Source organism: Flavobacterium sp. ARAG 55.4, assembly GCF_051846875.1.
GTDB lineage: Bacteria > Bacteroidota > Bacteroidia > Flavobacteriales > Flavobacteriaceae > Flavobacterium > Flavobacterium plantiphilum.
Map to the genome: position 1 here is coordinate 84,892 of NZ_JBPYCT010000016.1, position 17,432 is coordinate 102,323.

11 protein-coding genes are annotated in these 17,432 nt (G+C 34.9%); all 11 read right to left on the reverse strand.

What is annotated here, in order from left to right:
* Positions 1 to 165: 165 nt before the first annotated feature.
* The gene (locus tag ACSV4D_RS16420; RefSeq protein WP_408082628.1) at positions 166 to 1,518 is read right to left on the reverse strand and encodes an FGGY-family carbohydrate kinase; all 1,353 of its coding nucleotides are present in this window, start codon (positions 1,516 to 1,518) and stop codon (positions 166 to 168) included.
* A gap of 153 nt (positions 1,519 to 1,671) precedes the next feature.
* Positions 1,672 to 2,946 carry a TIM barrel protein gene (locus ACSV4D_RS16425; protein ID WP_408082627.1) on the reverse strand — a complete coding sequence of 425 codons (1,275 nt, stop codon included), beginning with the start codon at positions 2,944 to 2,946 and terminating at the stop codon, positions 1,672 to 1,674.
* Positions 2,947 to 2,961: 15 nt separating this feature from the next.
* Positions 2,962 to 3,276, reverse strand: a complete 315-nt coding sequence (gene rhaM / locus ACSV4D_RS16430) for an L-rhamnose mutarotase (RefSeq protein ID WP_408082626.1) — start codon at positions 3,274 to 3,276, stop codon at positions 2,962 to 2,964.
* Between the two features lie 174 nt (positions 3,277 to 3,450).
* Positions 3,451 to 5,586, reverse strand: a complete 2,136-nt coding sequence (locus tag ACSV4D_RS16435) for a bifunctional aldolase/short-chain dehydrogenase (protein ID WP_439229119.1) — start codon at positions 5,584 to 5,586, stop codon at positions 3,451 to 3,453.
* A gap of 32 nt (positions 5,587 to 5,618) precedes the next feature.
* On the reverse strand, positions 5,619 to 6,689 hold the full coding sequence (gene rhaT, locus ACSV4D_RS16440) for an L-rhamnose/proton symporter RhaT (RefSeq protein ID WP_439229120.1): 1,071 nt from the start codon (positions 6,687 to 6,689) through the stop codon (positions 5,619 to 5,621).
* Between the two features lie 193 nt (positions 6,690 to 6,882).
* Positions 6,883 to 7,914, reverse strand: a complete 1,032-nt coding sequence (locus ACSV4D_RS16445; protein WP_408082623.1) for a winged helix-turn-helix domain-containing protein — start codon at positions 7,912 to 7,914, stop codon at positions 6,883 to 6,885.
* A gap of 170 nt (positions 7,915 to 8,084) precedes the next feature.
* Positions 8,085 to 9,458 (reverse strand): hypothetical protein, encoded by a 1,374-nt coding sequence (locus tag ACSV4D_RS16450; RefSeq protein ID WP_439229121.1) that lies wholly within the window; start codon positions 9,456 to 9,458, stop codon positions 8,085 to 8,087.
* 12 nt (positions 9,459 to 9,470) lie between these two features.
* On the reverse strand, positions 9,471 to 11,033 hold the full coding sequence (locus ACSV4D_RS16455) for a rhamnogalacturonidase (RefSeq protein WP_439229122.1): 1,563 nt from the start codon (positions 11,031 to 11,033) through the stop codon (positions 9,471 to 9,473).
* 146 nt (positions 11,034 to 11,179) lie between these two features.
* Positions 11,180 to 13,108 (reverse strand): family 43 glycosylhydrolase, encoded by a 1,929-nt coding sequence (locus ACSV4D_RS16460; protein ID WP_439229123.1) that lies wholly within the window; start codon positions 13,106 to 13,108, stop codon positions 11,180 to 11,182.
* On the reverse strand, positions 13,108 to 14,475 hold the full coding sequence (locus ACSV4D_RS16465) for a glycoside hydrolase family 27 protein (RefSeq protein WP_439229124.1): 1,368 nt from the start codon (positions 14,473 to 14,475) through the stop codon (positions 13,108 to 13,110). The genes ACSV4D_RS16460 and ACSV4D_RS16465 overlap by 1 nt, the downstream gene beginning before the upstream one ends.
* A 137-nt stretch (positions 14,476 to 14,612) precedes the next feature.
* Entirely contained in the window at positions 14,613 to 17,048 is a 2,436-nt protein-coding gene (locus ACSV4D_RS16470; RefSeq protein WP_439229125.1) for a sugar-binding domain-containing protein, read from the reverse strand.
* Between the last annotated feature and the right edge of the window lie 384 nt (positions 17,049 to 17,432).

Sequence of the window (17,432 nt, forward strand, 5' to 3'; positions counted from 1 at the left end):
GGTCTCCCGATAGCTATCGGAAGTAATTTGCATAACTATTATTGGGATTTATGTCCAATAAACGTCTGCTCATTTCATAAGGTTTTTATTTACTATTTAAACACTTTAAGCAAAATTGCCTATCAGTATTCTTTTTAGTTGAATGATGATAGGCAAATTTAGATATTAATGTTTATAAAATTTTAAATCAATTAAATCATTTTGAATTGGTTTTGTATTCCAACTCTTATGAATAGCTAAGGCGGCTCCCAGTGAACTGGCCTGAGCCATTGAGGCAGCATACACTTCCATTTCGGGAAAAGCTTCTGCTAATAAATTCATATAAATGGAATTTTTACTAAAACCTCCATCAACAAATATCTTCTTTACAGGGCTATTATGAATCACTAAGTTAGTCGAAACAATTTGTTGAGCGATTAAATCTAACATCAGCTGATGATATGCTTCATCATAACTTTCAAATTCAGAAAGATCTCTTTTATTAAAAGGACAATCTTTCAAAATTTTACTATCTCCTTTAGTGTATTGTTTAAATCCGGTTCTTAATTTAGTAATAATATCTTTATCATAAAGAACGTGTTTATACGAATCAACAGCAACATCAAAATGTTTTGCTAATTTCAACGATTGAATTTCATGCTCATTACCTGCAAATAAGCGGGAAGCTTTTACCGGCTTTCCTTTATAATGAAGGAAACATAAACAATCATTTTTTAATTCTTCAAAGGTAAGCTTTTTATCATTAAACGGATTCATCGTAATCACCCAGGTTCCGGTTGACAACAAAACGAAAGGATCTTCAAAATTGATTATGTAAGGAATCAGTGCCGAAGAACTGTCGTGTAACCCAATCCCTACCGCAATATCTCCCTCTATAATAACAGCATCCTCAGAACTGTGAATCGGTGCCAGTTTTTCGGTTATATTTTGTTTTTTAATCCATTTGTGGTATTTCATTTTATTGAAATTCCAAAGATTTGTATGGCAACCTATACTCGTTATATCTGTAAAACCTTCTTTGGTTAAAAGGAAACTCATGTACTGCGGCAAATGCAGACAGTATTTTACTTTGTCAAAAATCTCAGGATTTTCTTTTTTTAAACGGTAAATCTGCATTCCGGAATTCAGGCTTCCTAAAACAGGAGAAGCTGTTTTTACTGCAAAAACTTCTTCTCCTTTATTTTTTGAATAAAATTTATTTTTAAGCTTTTCAGGATATGGTCTCAGGTAATTGTACAAAGGCGTTAAAGGATTACCTTCTTCGTCAATATAAACAAAACTGGCACCATAAGTGCTAAAATTCACAGCTTTTAAATTGTATTGGGTTTGTAATTTCATCTCCCCCCAACATTTTAAAAACCAATCTTTCAGCGCTACAATATCTTCGCATGGAAATCCGTCTTCATCAGTTGTTTCAGGAAGATTTACAGAATTTTCCCATACAATCTGATAACTTTCATTGAATAGAAAGGCTTTTTTATTTGTTTTTCCAATGTCGAAAATGGCTACTGCATTCATTAATTATGAGTTAATAAGTTTTGGGTTATGAGTTTTGGGTTATGAATTATACATTTGATAATAAGTTCAATGACAATAAAAACTGAAATCTTTTTGCCATTAAATAATCAACTTTATAACTTATAACTCATAACTCATAACTTATAATTAAAATTACAATCCTGTTGCTACAGTTTTCAACCCTCTTTCTCCAATTAAGTTCTCACGTACTGCTAATTGACGGTATAAAGCTACCGGATTAAGTGCTGCACCCGAACGCAAACGAGCTTCAGCTACTAATGCACGAACATCAGTACGGAAAGCATTTTGTAAAATTTCCTGAGCTTTAACCACATCATTTTCGTTTTGAGCAATTTCTAATGCTTTTCTGTCCACAGAAAGTGCCTGAGCGTAAGCAATCATTATAGCCTCAACAGATTGTAATAAATCTTCCATTGGATCTTTAATATTGTGCGAAGCATCAATCATCCAGCCTAAATCAGTTGCATGGTTCATTCCTCTGGCATCCATTCCTTCCACTAATTCGTTGAAGATTAAGAATAATTGGTAAGGTTTTAAAGCACCGGCTGTTAAATCGTCATCACCATATTTAGAATCATTAAAGTGGAAACCGCCTAGTTTATCTTCCATTAATAATATAGCAACAATTTGCTCAATATTAGCATTTGGAAGGTGATGACCTAAATCGACCAAAGTTTTAGCTTTATCACCTAATTTTTTTACGTAAGAGTAAGATTGTCCCCAATCAGCTACAGTTGTAGAGTAGAAATTAGGCTCAGCACATTTGTACTCTAAAAATAATTTCCAGTTAGAAGGCAATGCTTCATAAATTTCCTGTAAGCTTTCTAAAGTATTTTCATAAGCTTTACGGAAGTTTAACTGACCAGGAAAATTAGATCCGTCAGCTAACCAAACCGTTAATGATTCAGAACCCAACTCAATACCTTGCTGAATTACATCAATATTGTGTTGTACAGCTTGTTTACGGATTGCTTTGTTTACATTTTGCAAAGAACCAAACTTATAAGAATACTCACTATTAGCCTGATCCTGAAAAGTGTTAGAGTTAACCGCATCAAATTTTAAATCATGTTGCGCTGCTAAAGCTTTAATTGACTTATAATCAGATACCGTATCCCATGGAATGTGTAATGAAATAGCTCCCGAAGCTTTGTTTAAAGCGTGTAACAAACCTACATCTTCAATTTTTTCTTCAATTGAACGAGGCTCACCACCACCCGGAAAACGCCCAAAACGGGTTCCTCCTGTACCTAAAGCCCAAGATGGAATTGCGATTTGGAAATCAACTAATTTTTTAATAATAGCTTCTGATTCTGCAATTTCAGAAACAGAAAAAACCAATTTATTTTTATGAGCTGTAAAAAGCCCATCATTATGAGCAGCAATTTTATTAGAATCTAATATCATGATAATTATAATTTTTTAAGGTAAATAAAAAACTTCTTTAAGTGAAATACTCACTGGTGAATTGTCCGGATTCGCATCCATAATGTCTCCCATATATTTCCACCATTTTTGCATAACGGGATGCTGAGGCAGTTCGTCTAAACGATCAGGATTTTCAATTTTTAAAACACCAAAAAGGGCATGTGTATCTTCATCAAAAAAGATAGAGTAATCTTCTACTCCTACACTTTTTAATAAATCGGCTAATTCCGGCCACAACTCATCATGTCTTTTTTGATATTCCTGCACCTGACCCTGATGCAACTGCATTTTGAATGCTACTTTTTTCATAAAAAAATGGAATTATAAGGATAGACTTAAAACAATTTCGAAACCCTGAATTGTTATGAATATTTGTTAAAAAGAAGCGATAAAAGATATGAGTAACAGATTGATTTAGAAAAATCTAACGTCCGAAATGCATCGGACGTTAGAAAAATCAATCTAAAAACTAACATCTAAAAACTATCTGTAAAAGCCCATTGATACTCCACCATCAACATTTAAGGCATTTCCTGTTGATTTGCTTAACAAACCTCCAACAAAAGCGTAACATGCATTAGCGATATCGTCCGGCAATATAATTTCATTTAATAAAGTACGCTTAGCATAGTAAGCCGGTAATTCAGCAACAGTAATACCGTAAGCTTTAGCGCGTCCTTCAGCCCATCCTCCTGACCAAATATTTGAATCAGAAATAACAGCATCCGGATTAACAGTGTTTACACGGATTTTATCAGCTCCTAATTCAGCAGCCATCAAACGGGTTAAGTGAGCCTGAGCTGCTTTAGCAGAACCGTATCCAGGATTGTTAGGTCCTGCAACAACTGCATTTTTAGATACAATGTTTACAATATCTCCACCGAAACCTTGCTTACGCATTACTTCGATTCCAGCTTTAGAAACAATAAATTGTCCTTTAACCAGAATATCGTATAATCTGTCCCACTCTTCTAATGAGTGTTCAGCAATTGATTTAGAAATACTAATTCCGGCATTATTAACAACAATATCAACTCCTCCAAATGCTAGACAAGCTGCATCTAAAGCTAAAGCTGTACTAGCATCATCAGTAACGTTTAATAAAGTACTGGAAACTGCATCTTTACCAAAAGCTTTAATAAAATCAGCTGTAGCACCTTGTAAACGCTCTTCGTTAATATCGTTGATTACGATACAAGCACCTTCTTCAGCAAATTTCTTAGCAATAGCCTTACCAATTCCTCCTGCAGAACCAGTAATTAAAGCGATTCTTCCAGATAATGCTTTTGGTTTTGGCATACGTTGCAATTTAGCTTCTTCTAATAACCAGTATTCGATATCAAAAGCTTCCTGACGTGGTAATGAAGTATATTCTGAAACTGCTTCAGCACCTTTCATTACGTTTACCGCATTGGTATAATATTCAGATGCTAAACGAGCCATAGTTTTGTCTTTTGCAAAAGTAAACATACCAACTCCCGGATATAAAATTACAACCGGGTTTGGATCACGCATTGCTGGTGAGTTTGATTTTTTGCAGTTGTTGTAATAGTCAGTGTACATTTGACGGTATGCTTCAAAAGCCGGAGTTAACTTTGCTTTGATAGCATCAACATCAGATAAATCTTCGTTTGGAGCCAATTCGATTACTAAAGGACTGATTTTAGTTCTCAAAAAGTGATCCGGACAAGAAGTTCCAAGAGGAGCTAATTTTTCCAAATCATTAGAGTTAATAAACTCTAAAACTCTGGCGTCATCAGTATAGTGACCAATCATTTTGCGCTCAGAAGAACAGAAACCTCTCAAGATTGGAGCTAATTTAGCAGCTTGCACTTTACGAGCGTCTTCTGAAAGACTTTCGATTTTTTGACCTCCAAAAACCGGACGAGTTTTTCCGTAGTTAGACTCTAAGTATTCAGCACATTTTTCAATTACTTCAAGCGTATTGATATAACTTTCGTATGAAGTATCTCCCCAGGTAAACAAACCGTGAGATCCTAACATTACTCCTTTTAATTTTTTCCCTTTTGCAGCAGCTTCTTCAAGGCAGGCACGCATTTGCAAACCAAGGTCAAAGCCCGGACGTTGCCATCCAACCCATCCAATCTCTCCGTTGAATAGCTCCTCAGTGATTTTTTTACCGTCTTTTGCAGCAGCAATAGCAATAGCAGCATCAGGATGTAAGTGATCAATGTGAGCGAATGGTAAGAAACCGTGTAAAGGTGTATCGATAGAAGGTGCTTTTGAAGCTAAATCGAAAATACAGTGGTTGAACAATTCTACCATTTCGTCTTCATGCTCGATACCTCTATAAACGTTTTCTAAATTGCGCAATCTTTCTAAGTAAAGAGCAGCACAACCTGATTTTGTTAATGTTCCAATATCTCCACCAGAACCTTTAATCCACATTACCTCAGTTGCAGCTCCAGTTAATGGATCTTTATCAGTAATTTTTACAGAAGTATTTCCACCTCCATAGTTCGTTAATCTTAAATCCGCTCCTAATAAATTAGAACGGTAAATAAAAAGTGCCACTTCATCTCCTGCTAATTCAGCAGCTTTTGCATCATCCCAAAGGTAACTTACGTGCTTAAAAGTCATTGTATTTGTATTTGACATTATTATATTAAATTTTAAATTGTTAATCTATTTTATAGTGAATTTCCAATACCTACTAAAACAATGGATAAGAACATTAAAGCAATTCCGAAGAAGAAAACCTTATATGTTTTATCGGAAACTCCTTTCCATTCTTTCAAATAGAATCCCCAGAAATTAGCTGTCAAAATAATGGTTGACATGTGTAAAATCCAAGAACCTGCTCCATTCCCCATCTTACTTTCGCCCATTCCGTAGAAGAAAAACTGTAAGAACCACATTGTTCCCGCAATAGCTGAAAACAATACATTTTTAGCAATAGGAGTATTTTTATTTGTGTAATCGCTAAAAGTTTTATTTTTAAAATTAAGATACATACACCATAAAAAATTGGTTGTAAGACCTCCCCAAAGCAATACTACATAAGTAACATTATTTTGGTACAAAAATTCCCCTTGTCCCGGATTTAAAACTTTCCAAGCCTCATTAGCCGTATCTGCCATTGTTTTTCCTGCTTCAATTCCGAAATTAAAGAATGAACTTAAAATACCGGAAATAATTGCAATAACAAGACCTTTAGCCAGGTTAAAATCCTGGTCTTTATCTTCATGTCCTACAGCAAAATCTTTTTCTTTAAGCGTACCTGCTTTTCCTAAGAATACAATTCCTAAAATACAAACTAATACTCCTAACAAAACTAATTGTCCGCCGGAAGTAGATGCCATTTCAGTAAATGATTCTTTTCCTGTAGTAGGATTAAAATTATAATAGATAGGTGGAACCAATGCTCCAAAAGCGGAACAGAACCCTAAAGTAATAGAGTTACCTAATGACATCCCTAAATAACGTACACCCAAACCATATGTTAATCCTCCAATACCCCAGATTAATCCCATAGAATAAGTTACGGCTTTTATTGATGGTGAAGCAGCACTTATGATTTCAGCAAAATTTGGAATTGTTAAATAAGCAGCCAATGGCGGAACAATTAACCAAGAAAAAAAACCTCCAACAATCCAGTAGCTTTCCCAAGCCCAACCTTTTACTTTTTTAAAAGGCATATAAAAACTTCCGGAAGAAAATCCTCCTATTGAGTGAAAAAGAATACCAAGAATTGATTCCATAAATGAGATTTGAGTTAAGATTAATTAATAGAAATGTAAAATAAAAAAAAATGAATTTCAAAACTGTCCTGTACAGTCCTTGTATTAACATTTTTTATAGCAATTTTATATATTTCTGACAGATTTTACATTAATTGTTAAAAAAGAAATTAAGAAATATACTAAAAAGCTCAAAAAAAGAGCGAATTTCAACTTACAACGACCCTCTCAAGATTAATCTGAACGGGTTTTCGATATGTTCCTTCGAATTATTCAAAACTAAGTTGGCAGCTGTAATTCCCATTGTTTTAAAATCAGTTGAAATTGTGGTGAGTCCGTTCATAATATAGTTTTTCAGCGGAGTTTCATTATAAGAAATTAAACCTACCTGTTTGCCTACAGTTAAATTCAGTCGTATAATTTTATCAATAATTTTAACTAAATCCTCTTCCATTAAATTAATATAAACCTCTCCCTCTCTTACTTCCTCTTCATCAAGATTGTGGACAATTTTAAAGTTAAAAGCATAATTATAGCAAAAATTCTCAAAGCCTTTTACAATCTCTTTTGGAAAATAACTGTTTACCGGAAAAATTAATTTCAGGGTATGATATTTACTCAACGGCTCTAATGCCTCTGTAAGTGCATTATAAATATCCTGTTCAAAATTTTCATAGACGGCAGCATAATCTCCGGTAATCCCTTTTAATTTTTTTCCCACTAAAACTAATTTCTCTTTGGGTATATCCTCAATCAACAATCGGTGAGCATCTGATTTTTCTATAAAATGAGGAATAATTACATAATGAGTATATTCTGTTTTTTGCTGATTTAATAGTTTTTTAAACAAAGCATAATCATTATTATAAATATAAAAATCAATTGCGGCTTTATCTTTTAATGTTTCCACAAAAGCATCATAAATCAATTTTTTATGAGCGCTTAATTTATTAAACATCAGGAAAATTTTTATATCCTGAGAAACATCCGTATTAGCAACAAAATAACCTTTTCCATGAAAAGCTTCTAAAATTCCCATTTTACGAAGGCTGTTATATCCTTTTTCAATCGTTACTCTGGAAATTTCGTACTGGAAACTCAGTTCATTTATAGAAGGCATCGCATCCCCTTTTTTTAGAACTCCCTGTTTAATAGCATTCAATATAGCGTTTACTAATTGTTGATATTTAGGCGTAGATGAAAATTCATCTATAAAAAGACTGGCTATTTTAGAAGTTTTTTTCATTATTTATTTACTAATTAAATGTGCTGCTTTTCCTCCGAATGCAAAAATTAGCTTGCAAAGTTAGCTATTCCTGACTTTAAGACATAGATGAATGTGTTTTATTATTCAGAATTACAAAGAACAAAAAACAATTATTTGTTTTTAGACTTGTTGGCACAGCACCATTTTTATCAGTATTTTCTCTTTAACCAGTCCTCCGGAACGGGAATAATACAAATATTCATACTCTTATCATCATCACTTAACATAGCCGACTGGATCTGGATTTTAGTACCATCCGGACTCATCGTAGGATGTGGATGATCTGCAGCTGTTGTTTTATGACCTGTAGTAAGCAGCAGCATTTCATTAGTATGCCGATCAATAAGATAAACGCTTCTGGAGAAATCATCGCCTACTGCCCAGCGACCGTCAGGAGAACCGCTTACATGCCATAAGCCACTTCCGGAATCCGTTTGTCCTGCTATTTTCATTTCTTGGGTTCTTAAGTTAACGATTCCCAGTCCGGTTGGTTTTTCTCTGGTTCCTGATGGTCCCCAAGCTGCTTCCTGACCAGGATTAGCTCCGCTTACAGCAGTCCCTGTCGTATCCAGTCCCTGAATTTTTCGATGTCCCATAATTGCTATTGCTACTTCATCTTTACTAATTACCGCTTCGTGCGTTACCCATTCGTATTCAGATTCCCGATACAAAGGTCTAAGCCCGGTTCCGTCACTCATTACGGTCCAGGTCCGCTGCGGAGATTTTCCTCCGGTTTCCCAGCAAAAAATAATTTCGCCTGGAACCCAAGGATTGGTTTGGATATGACCAATTTGAAAAGGAACTGATATTACATATTTAATTTCTCCTGAATGTACATTCATCGCGGCAATTCCGGCTGGTCCCGCTCCCATTTTTCTGGGTCCAAAATTTTCTTCCAGTTTTGTTCCTTCCGGCAAATATTTTGCCGCGTATTCTTTCCCCACCCTGAAATATGCCCAGTTTTCATCACCATCTAAAGCTAAATCTCCGCCAGCACCCATTTCAGGATTAGTCGTTCCACAAACTCGCTGATAATAATCGGCTTTTTTAAGTTTATCCGTTTTACTGTCTGCCAATAATTTTGCCAAGTCTACTTCTACAATCTCCATTGAGGTTGGAGCAAATCTTCGAATGTTTTCTTTTTTATTTTGTTTTACACCATTATCAGCTACTTTTCTCATAAAGTAAAGCTTCATACTATTTCGGGCTACATTTAACATCCCAATATAACCTCCTTCGGTAACCTGAACCATTTCACCTGTTTTTTCATTTACAGCCATCGCTTCTCCTTCTACTCTGTTTGAACGAAAAATAAGCCATTGTCCGTCAGATGTCCATTGATTATGTGTTTGATAAATCTTAGAATCTCCCATTGGTTTACTGGTAAGAAAGGTTAACATGGTACCAGTTACAGGATCTTTTACCACTTTTAACTCCGAAGGAAAACGTTTTCCTATCTGAGCATTTACATTAACTGAAAATAAAAAACTACTCAAAACGACACTAAAAATAAACTTTTTCATACTTTACGAATATTAATAATTTTTTATTTTTATTTTTTTAGCATCCATATCCTTCAAAGGTTTACTGTCTTTTACAGATAAATTCGTTACGTTTTTCATTACTAGCGATACCGAATTTGATCCTTTATCTAAAGTTATATTTCGAAGTTTTATTCCGTTTACATCATTTACAATTAGAGCTGGACGAGTTTCATCGCCCATCAAATACAGATTGATATTATTCAACTCTATATTTTTAGTATGACGAATAAAAAAACCGTAAGCTGGTAAAATACCAAATTTTTGAGGTTCTGGATAACCTTTTTCATACTCAGGCACTTCTTGCTGGATACTTTTTTTGGATTCGGCATCCATTGGACGATACCAAATACTAATATTACTCAAACGAATATCTTCAATATCATGTCCCGGAATACCACTGATGAGTGTTGCAAAACGGGAATCGGCATTATAGACATTGATATTACTGATATTAATACGTCGCAAGGCCCCAACAGTTGTACCTTCAGGTGCACGCATTCGACTTCCGAGACGCAAAAAAATGGGGGAATTGATGATATCCCGCATCGTAATGTTGGTAATTGTTACATCTTCCAGCAAACCTCCATCTACTGCTTCGAGTGCTAATCCACGGCAATATTCAAAAACACAATTACTTATGGTTATATTTTTAAAACCGCCATTGGATTCTGTTCCAAATTTGATACGTCCTGTTGGCCCTTCTTTATCAGGAACTAAATGAGCTTCATTGCGCTGATAAGTTCCATTGTAAAAAGTACCACGATCAAAACCACTAACACTACAATTAGTAATCGTTACATTTTCGGTTGGTCGGGCATAACCCAGCGCAAATGAACTTTTTAAACAAATTCCGTCATCCCAAGGAGAATTCACACTACAATTTGAAACGCGAACATTTTTACAACAATCAATATCGATTCCGTCCCGATTGGTATCAATTTTTAGATTATCAATTGTCATATTATCAACTCCGGTTGCTAATATTCCAAAATGTCCGCCATACAAAATCGTAAAATCTTTCAAAATCACATTACGGCAAAGCTTTAGTGCAATTGCTTTATTACCTACTGGTTTTCTTAATGGTCCGTGTCTAGTTAGACCTTTTCCATGAATTATTCCCGGACCAAGAATAGAAACATCTTCCAGATTTTCTCCCCAGATTAAACTGTTGTGCCAGTGACTGTGTCCAAAATCCTGAAAGGTATCATTAGCAGCGGGTTCTGGTGCATCATAACCCAAATCGCCTGAAGGTGTTGCAGCCAGAATTGTTGCTCCCTGATCTAAATAAAGAGAAATATGACTTTTCAATCGAATGGAAAAACTAAGATAAGTTCCTGCAGGAAAATAAACCGTCCCCCCACCTGCTTTTGCCGCTGATTCAATCGTTTTATTAATGGCTTCTGTATCTATTGTTATACCGTCTCCTTTAGCACCAAAAGACAAAACGTTATAAACTACAGGAGGTGAAGCCTGAATGGTATTCAAACTTAACAATAAAAAACACCAATAAAATCGACAGCTATAAAGCCAGACAAAAACACTATTTGTTTTCATACCAATTGTATTCATTTAATAAATTACAGCAATTTGCAAATTAAAAACAAATACTTCATCCTGTTCCATCCTGCAAATAACATTTGTATAAAAAAACCAGTAAACAAAGCTGTTTACTGGTTTTGAAACTGAAACTAATTATAATACTACTTTAACAGATTAATCCCTGCATGCGTAGGAACAACTTGTTTGATAGTTCCATCAGCATTGAATTCTAATTTATCAATAGCCACTTCACGATGAAAACCTCCGGCATCGCCCATTTTTATTCCGGTTGGGTATGAAAAACGGTGATACACAAGATACCATTCGTCTTTGTTTGGTACTTTTAGTACTGAATTGTGTCCGGTAGCATAGATTTCTTCTTCTTTATTTCCCTGGATAACAATATTATCTTTTGGAATTTCAAGAGGTCCTAAAGGTGATTTGGAAATACCGTATCGTACTTTATAATTTGGACTTCTGGTGTCATCTTCACTCCACATAAAATAATATTTGTCGTTTCTGTAAAACACATAAGTACCTTCGCGGTAACTATTATTTACGGTAATTACCTTTGTAGATCCTGGTTTTAACGAAACCATATCCGGATTTAATTCGGCTACAGCCATATACATATTTCCCCAGTACAAATAACTTTTGCCCGTTTTTGGATCTGTAAAAACATCCGGATCAATTTCCTGACCGTCTTTTATACCTTTAGGTCGGGTAGCTACAATTGGTTTTCCGCTATCTTTAAATGGTCCTGTAGGATTGTCTGAAACCGCCACACCTATTTTTTGAGCTGCCGTGAAATAATAGAAATATTGGTATTTTCCTTTTATTTTTTTCTCCACAATACAAGGAGCCCAGGCATTTCTATTAGCCCACGAAACATTTTTTTTAAGATCTAAAATTACACCTTCATCTTTCCAATTTACTAAATCATCAGATGAAAAAGTTTTAAAATAATATCCTGACCAACCATCAAATCCATCACTGGTAGGATAGATATAATATTTTTTAGTTTTATTGGAATGTAAAACTTCCGGGTCCGCATAATAGCCTTCTAACACCGGATTATTATTGATTTGAGGATAATTAGCCGGTTTTCCCCATTTAGCAATTAATCTTTTTAACTCTGAACGAGTGATAGGCAAAATCGTTCCGTGACGCGGATGAAAATCCATTGAAATATCATTATCAATTACCGTAAAATGTTCTAAATCTTTAGTTTTTGTAAACTGATATTTTCCTTTCATGTACATATCATACATTAAGATATACTCGTCAGAATGATTCAATTTGAAAACACTCACTCCCTCAACAGCTTCTTTTGTTTGCTGCAAATAGTTATCATTTTCGGTCCAGTTTCCAGAAGTTAAATCAGTAGTTGTAGCTACTTTTATACCAGGACTTTTGGTTTCCGTTTTATAAAAAAGATGATAGATTCCGTCTTTTTCGATTATATCTCCATCAATACAGGCATTTTTAGACTTTGGTACAAATAATACTTTTGGTTCACTTTCTAAGGCAGTAAAATCTTTATTGGCATAAGCATAATAAATAATATCCGGACCACCTGCATGTTGCATGCTGAAATAAATTATGTATTTACCTGCTTTTGCATCATAAATGGTTTGCGGAGCCCAAACTCTTTTTAGATTTTCGTTACCTGAAAAAGTAGTCTGAATATTTACTACGCTACTTTTCCAATTTACTAAATCAGTAGATTTTAACAGTACCATGGCGCGATTAGAATCCCAACCTTTTGACGAAGTCATATCGGTTAAAACCATGTAAAATGTTTTACCATCTTCGCCACGCAAAATATGAGGATCACGAACACCGCCCGTTGAACTAATGAGTTTATTATCTATAACGGGTTTGTTATCGTTTAAATGATAATAATGGTAACCATCCGGACTTATGGCATAACGTACCGCTTCTTCTTCAACCGCATTACCTGTGAAATACACAAACAAATAAGCTGTTAAATCTTTCTCGGCAATAATTGGCGGAACACCACTTGTATTCTGAGCTTTTGAAAAACTAATTATTAGTAATAAAACTAAACTCAATTGAAATTTGCGCATTATTTTTTTGCTTTTAATTTATAAAGTACAGAAGCATGCGCTTTTAATGAAACTGAAATTTCATTAGTAACTGCAGCTGTTTTTTTTCCAGACCATAAGTCTACAGCATCTGCTTTAGTAATTCCTAAATCAGCTAATGGCACCGAAACCTTAACATCATTTTTATCTGAAATATTAAATAGAGCTAAGTAAACACTTCCATCTTTCGGGTTTCTTGAAGTCACTGCTACTTTTCCGTCTTTTTGAAAAAGTTGTTTTACATCCGTGCTTTCGCGGTGCATTTTTACTACTTCTTTGTTTGTCAATAATGACAAAGTAAAGGCATCATTACTTGGTAAATCACCTCCAAAAAACAATGGCGATTTAAAGATGTTAAAGAAAGTAATCAGAGTATATTGTTCGTCTTTTGTTAAACGGGACATTCTGTCCTCACCACGTTCTCCTCTTAATGAAATTCTTCCTAACGGAATCATATCGCAATCAGGCCAGGTTCCCGGTGCGATATACGGATACCATTTTTGAGCCACATCCATTAAATGTGTAATGTGTGGCCAGGTATCCCAAACATCATCCACCATACGCCACATATTAGCATGAGAACTTACGTGAGCAGCTGCCGAAATAGGCGTTTCTCCAGGCGAAGTACTTAAAACAATTTTACGACCACATTTATCTATTGCTTTTCTAATCAGGTTGATTTCTCCTTCGTGATAAGGTCTTGACAAATCATCAATTTTGATAAAATCTATTCCCCATTGTGCATACAATTCGAATAAAGAATCATAATATTCCTGAGCTCCCGGTTTTTCGGCAAGAATTGTATAATTATCTTTCAACCATGTACATTGCAAAGCTGTAGTGTAAATTTGGTCAGCAGTGATTCCGTTTGCACCTTTGATAGGTAATTTTTCTTCCACTGCTTTTTTAGGAATTCCACGCATAATGTGGATTCCAAATTTCAATCCTTTACTATGAATATAATCAGCTAATGGTTTGAACCCCTGACCGTCTTTTGCCGAAGGAAATCTGTTCAATGCCGGTAAATATCTCCCGTATTGATCCATTACATAACGTGGATCTTTCTGGTTGTAGCCTCCCGCTTTATCATTTTCTACAAACCATCGAATATCAACAACAATATATTCCCAACCATATTTTTTCAGGTTTTTGACCATGTAATCGGCATTGGCTTTTACCTCATGTTCTTCAACTGTTGAACCATAACAATCCCAGCTATTCCAACCCATTGGTGGTGTTTGAGCCCATTGTTTAAAATCGGCGTTTTTTATAGTGGTATTTTGGGCGTTGACCGTAACTACCCCTAAAACAATCCCTAAAGCGATAACAATTTTGTTCTTAATTTTCATTTGGTTTTTTATATGTGTTAATAGTACACTTCAAATATAATGAATTTAATTTTTTTATAAATAAAGCTATTCATCTAAAAAGACAAATAGCTCTATTTACATTTGAAGCAATATTTTTGAAATCCTAAAAAAGCATTTTATTCTACATTGATTATAACTTCAACCGGTTTTAACCAAGGACTGGAAAACTGAACTTTAATAGCTTCATTGCTTCCATTAGCCTGAATGTAAGCTAAAATACGTCCGTGAAAAACACGCTGAACATTATCAGTATAATCAGTCATATCCGAATTATTTCCAGCTTCTAATCCTAATAAATTTGCTGAACCACTGATTATTTTACAAGTAATTTCATTATCAGCAATCATTACCGGAGTTCCATTTTCATCTACAATTTGCAACATGATTTCGGCTACACCTCTGTCTTTATTTATAGCTTTATCTGCATTTTTAACTGTAATGGCATAGGGCTGTTTTGAAGATGTAATCGCATAACGACTCACTTCTTTATTATTCTTATCCAATCCTACAGCTTCCAGTTTTCCGGATTGAAATGGAATATCCCAGGAAATAATACCAGTTTCCTGATCGTAATATTTTACTTCACCCACTACTTTTCCGTCTAATTCTAAACGCGCTTTTGCAGCATTGGTATAACAAACCACTTTTACTTTTTGACCTTCATTGTAATTCCACAATGACCAGGCATCCATAGAAAGGTCTTTTTTGTTAGGATTATTAGAAACATAAGTTCCAATATAAATCATTGGTTTCTCTGACCAAAGTGACTGACGGAAATAACCTCTTGGTTTAATATTACCGGCAAAATCAACTAATCCCGAATAGAATCCTCTTGAAGGCCATCTTCCTGATTCTCCTAAATAATCGATACCAGTCCATAAGAACTGACCAAAAATATGCTCGTTATTTTTAACCGCTAACCAGGCATCGTAATCATGGCGGTTTTCACTCCCAAAGATGACACGTTTTGGATATTTTTTATGGTCCGATTGGTATTTACTTTCCGTATAATTGTATCCTGTAATATCCAAAGCGCCCGGATATTCGGTTTCATTGGACATAGCAACTCCAGCCAATCCTGCTGTTGTAGGACGGGATTTGTCGTATTTCTTAACGGCTGCCACCAAACGTTTTGCAATTGCTCCTAATCGCATCGCATCCGGAGCATCTTTTTTATACCCTCCATAAGCAGCCTGAGAGAATCCTGTATCGCCTCCTCCAGCTAATACCGGATGAGAATACGGATCATTTGGATAATCGACTTCGTTACCAATACTCCATGCAAAAACAGAAAGATGGTTTCTGTCACGACGTACAAAATCTCCCAAATCTTTCTCGGCCCAATCAGCAAAAATATCATAAGAACCTTCAAATCCAGGTGTTCCAACATTCCATCCTTCTAACCATTTGCGTTTAGGGAATTCCCATTCGTCATAAGCTTCATTTAAAACTAACAAACCTAACTCATCACACAATTCATAAAAATCGGGTGCCTGAGGATTATGACTTGTACGCACAGCATTTACTCCAATTTCTTTTAAGGTTTTCAATCTTCCTTCTAAAACTTCGCGAGGAACTGCCGAACCTAATACTCCGGCGTCATGATGCAGACAAACTCCTTTTATTTTCATCCATTTGCCATTTAAAGCAAATCCTTTGTTGGCATCAAAAGTAAAATTTCGGAAACCTGTTTGAGTTGTTGAATAATCGATAACTTTACCTTCTTTTAAAACCGTAGTTTTCAATTGGTACAAATTAGGATTTTCCAAATCCCATAACTTAGGATTAGTCACTTTTATTTTCGCAGCAATTTTTCCTGACTGATTAGCAGCAATTATTACCGTATTAGTACTCTTAGCAACAGTTTTTCCATCATTTGCAATCAATTCGTTAACAACAGTCAAATTTGATTTTTCTGCTGAACCATTTTCAACTTCCACTTCAATATTTAAAATTCCCGTTTTTTTATTCACTTCCGGATAAGCATACACCCCCCATTGTGCAATATGCACCGGATTAGCATACACTACCCAAACATCTCTGTAAATCCCTGAACCTGTGTACCAACGGGAATCGGCACTTTGACTATGATCCACACGAACAGCGATGGTATTTTCAGCTCCGTATTTAACGAACGGTGTAGCGTCAAAAGCAAAAGAAATGTACCCATTAGGACGTTTTCCTAAAGAATGTCCATTAACAAAAACTTCGCTTCGATTATACACTCCTTCAAAATACAAGAACACTTTCTCACCTTTTTTTGCAGCAGGAATATCCATAGTTTTTCTGTACCAGGCAATTCCTCCAGGTAAAAATCCTGTAGCACTAGCTAGGGTTGGACTCAACTGTCCTTTGATACTCCAATCATGAGGAACAGCAACTGTTTGCCACTTGCTGTCATTAAAAGAATTATCCTGAAAGTCTTTATTGTCCTGCAGAATAAATTTCCATTGTTCATTAATTTTTTGAGAATCTCCAAATCCTATTTGACTGAATGCAGCAGTGCAAGAGCAAAGCAGAAATGAGAGAAAGATTTTTTTTGTTGTTAACATAAATTATATTTTTTTTTAATAAATAAGAGGACGCTAAACCATTTTGAATTTCCATAAAGCCTACTTTAAAAAAAGCAAAGAAATGATTAAATAACTGTAATTAAGAGAGGTAAATTAGTAAATTAAAGGTAATAATATCATTTTTATTTTATTTATAAATACCTCATAAGTAACTATTGCTTTTGCAGGAATTTCTAAATTCGTAGCAGTGAAATCGTTCCTTTCTTGGATTTAGAATTGTTTTTATTAATAAACCGATCTTTCTTCAATGTAACTGATCTCATTTTTAAATTAAAGAATTTATATAAAAAAATGTGAAATCAAACGAATTCGATTTCACATTTCTTATTTAAAATATATTTACTATTACCAGAACTTCACGTA

What these genes read in the sequence shown, in the direction of transcription:
- rhaT (WP_439229120.1), bottom strand. Translation starts at nt 6,689, where the DNA reads ATGGAATCAATTCTTGGTATTCTTTTTCACTCAATAGGAGGATTTTCT.
- ACSV4D_RS16420 (WP_408082628.1), bottom strand. Translation starts at nt 1,518, where the DNA reads ATGAATGCAGTAGCCATTTTCGACATTGGAAAAACAAATAAAAAAGCC.
- ACSV4D_RS16470 (WP_439229125.1), bottom strand. Translation starts at nt 17,048, where the DNA reads ATGTTAACAACAAAAAAAATCTTTCTCTCATTTCTGCTTTGCTCTTGC.
- rhaM (WP_408082626.1), bottom strand. Translation starts at nt 3,276, where the DNA reads ATGAAAAAAGTAGCATTCAAAATGCAGTTGCATCAGGGTCAGGTGCAG.
- ACSV4D_RS16445 (WP_408082623.1), bottom strand. Translation starts at nt 7,914, where the DNA reads ATGAAAAAAACTTCTAAAATAGCCAGTCTTTTTATAGATGAATTTTCA.
- ACSV4D_RS16435 (WP_439229119.1), bottom strand. Translation starts at nt 5,586, where the DNA reads ATGTCAAATACAAATACAATGACTTTTAAGCACGTAAGTTACCTTTGG.
- ACSV4D_RS16450 (WP_439229121.1), bottom strand. Translation starts at nt 9,458, where the DNA reads ATGAAAAAGTTTATTTTTAGTGTCGTTTTGAGTAGTTTTTTATTTTCA.
- ACSV4D_RS16465 (WP_439229124.1), bottom strand. Translation starts at nt 14,475, where the DNA reads ATGAAAATTAAGAACAAAATTGTTATCGCTTTAGGGATTGTTTTAGGG.
- ACSV4D_RS16455 (WP_439229122.1), bottom strand. Translation starts at nt 11,033, where the DNA reads ATGAAAACAAATAGTGTTTTTGTCTGGCTTTATAGCTGTCGATTTTAT.
- ACSV4D_RS16425 (WP_408082627.1), bottom strand. Translation starts at nt 2,946, where the DNA reads ATGATATTAGATTCTAATAAAATTGCTGCTCATAATGATGGGCTTTTT.
- ACSV4D_RS16460 (WP_439229123.1), bottom strand. Translation starts at nt 13,108, where the DNA reads ATGCGCAAATTTCAATTGAGTTTAGTTTTATTACTAATAATTAGTTTT.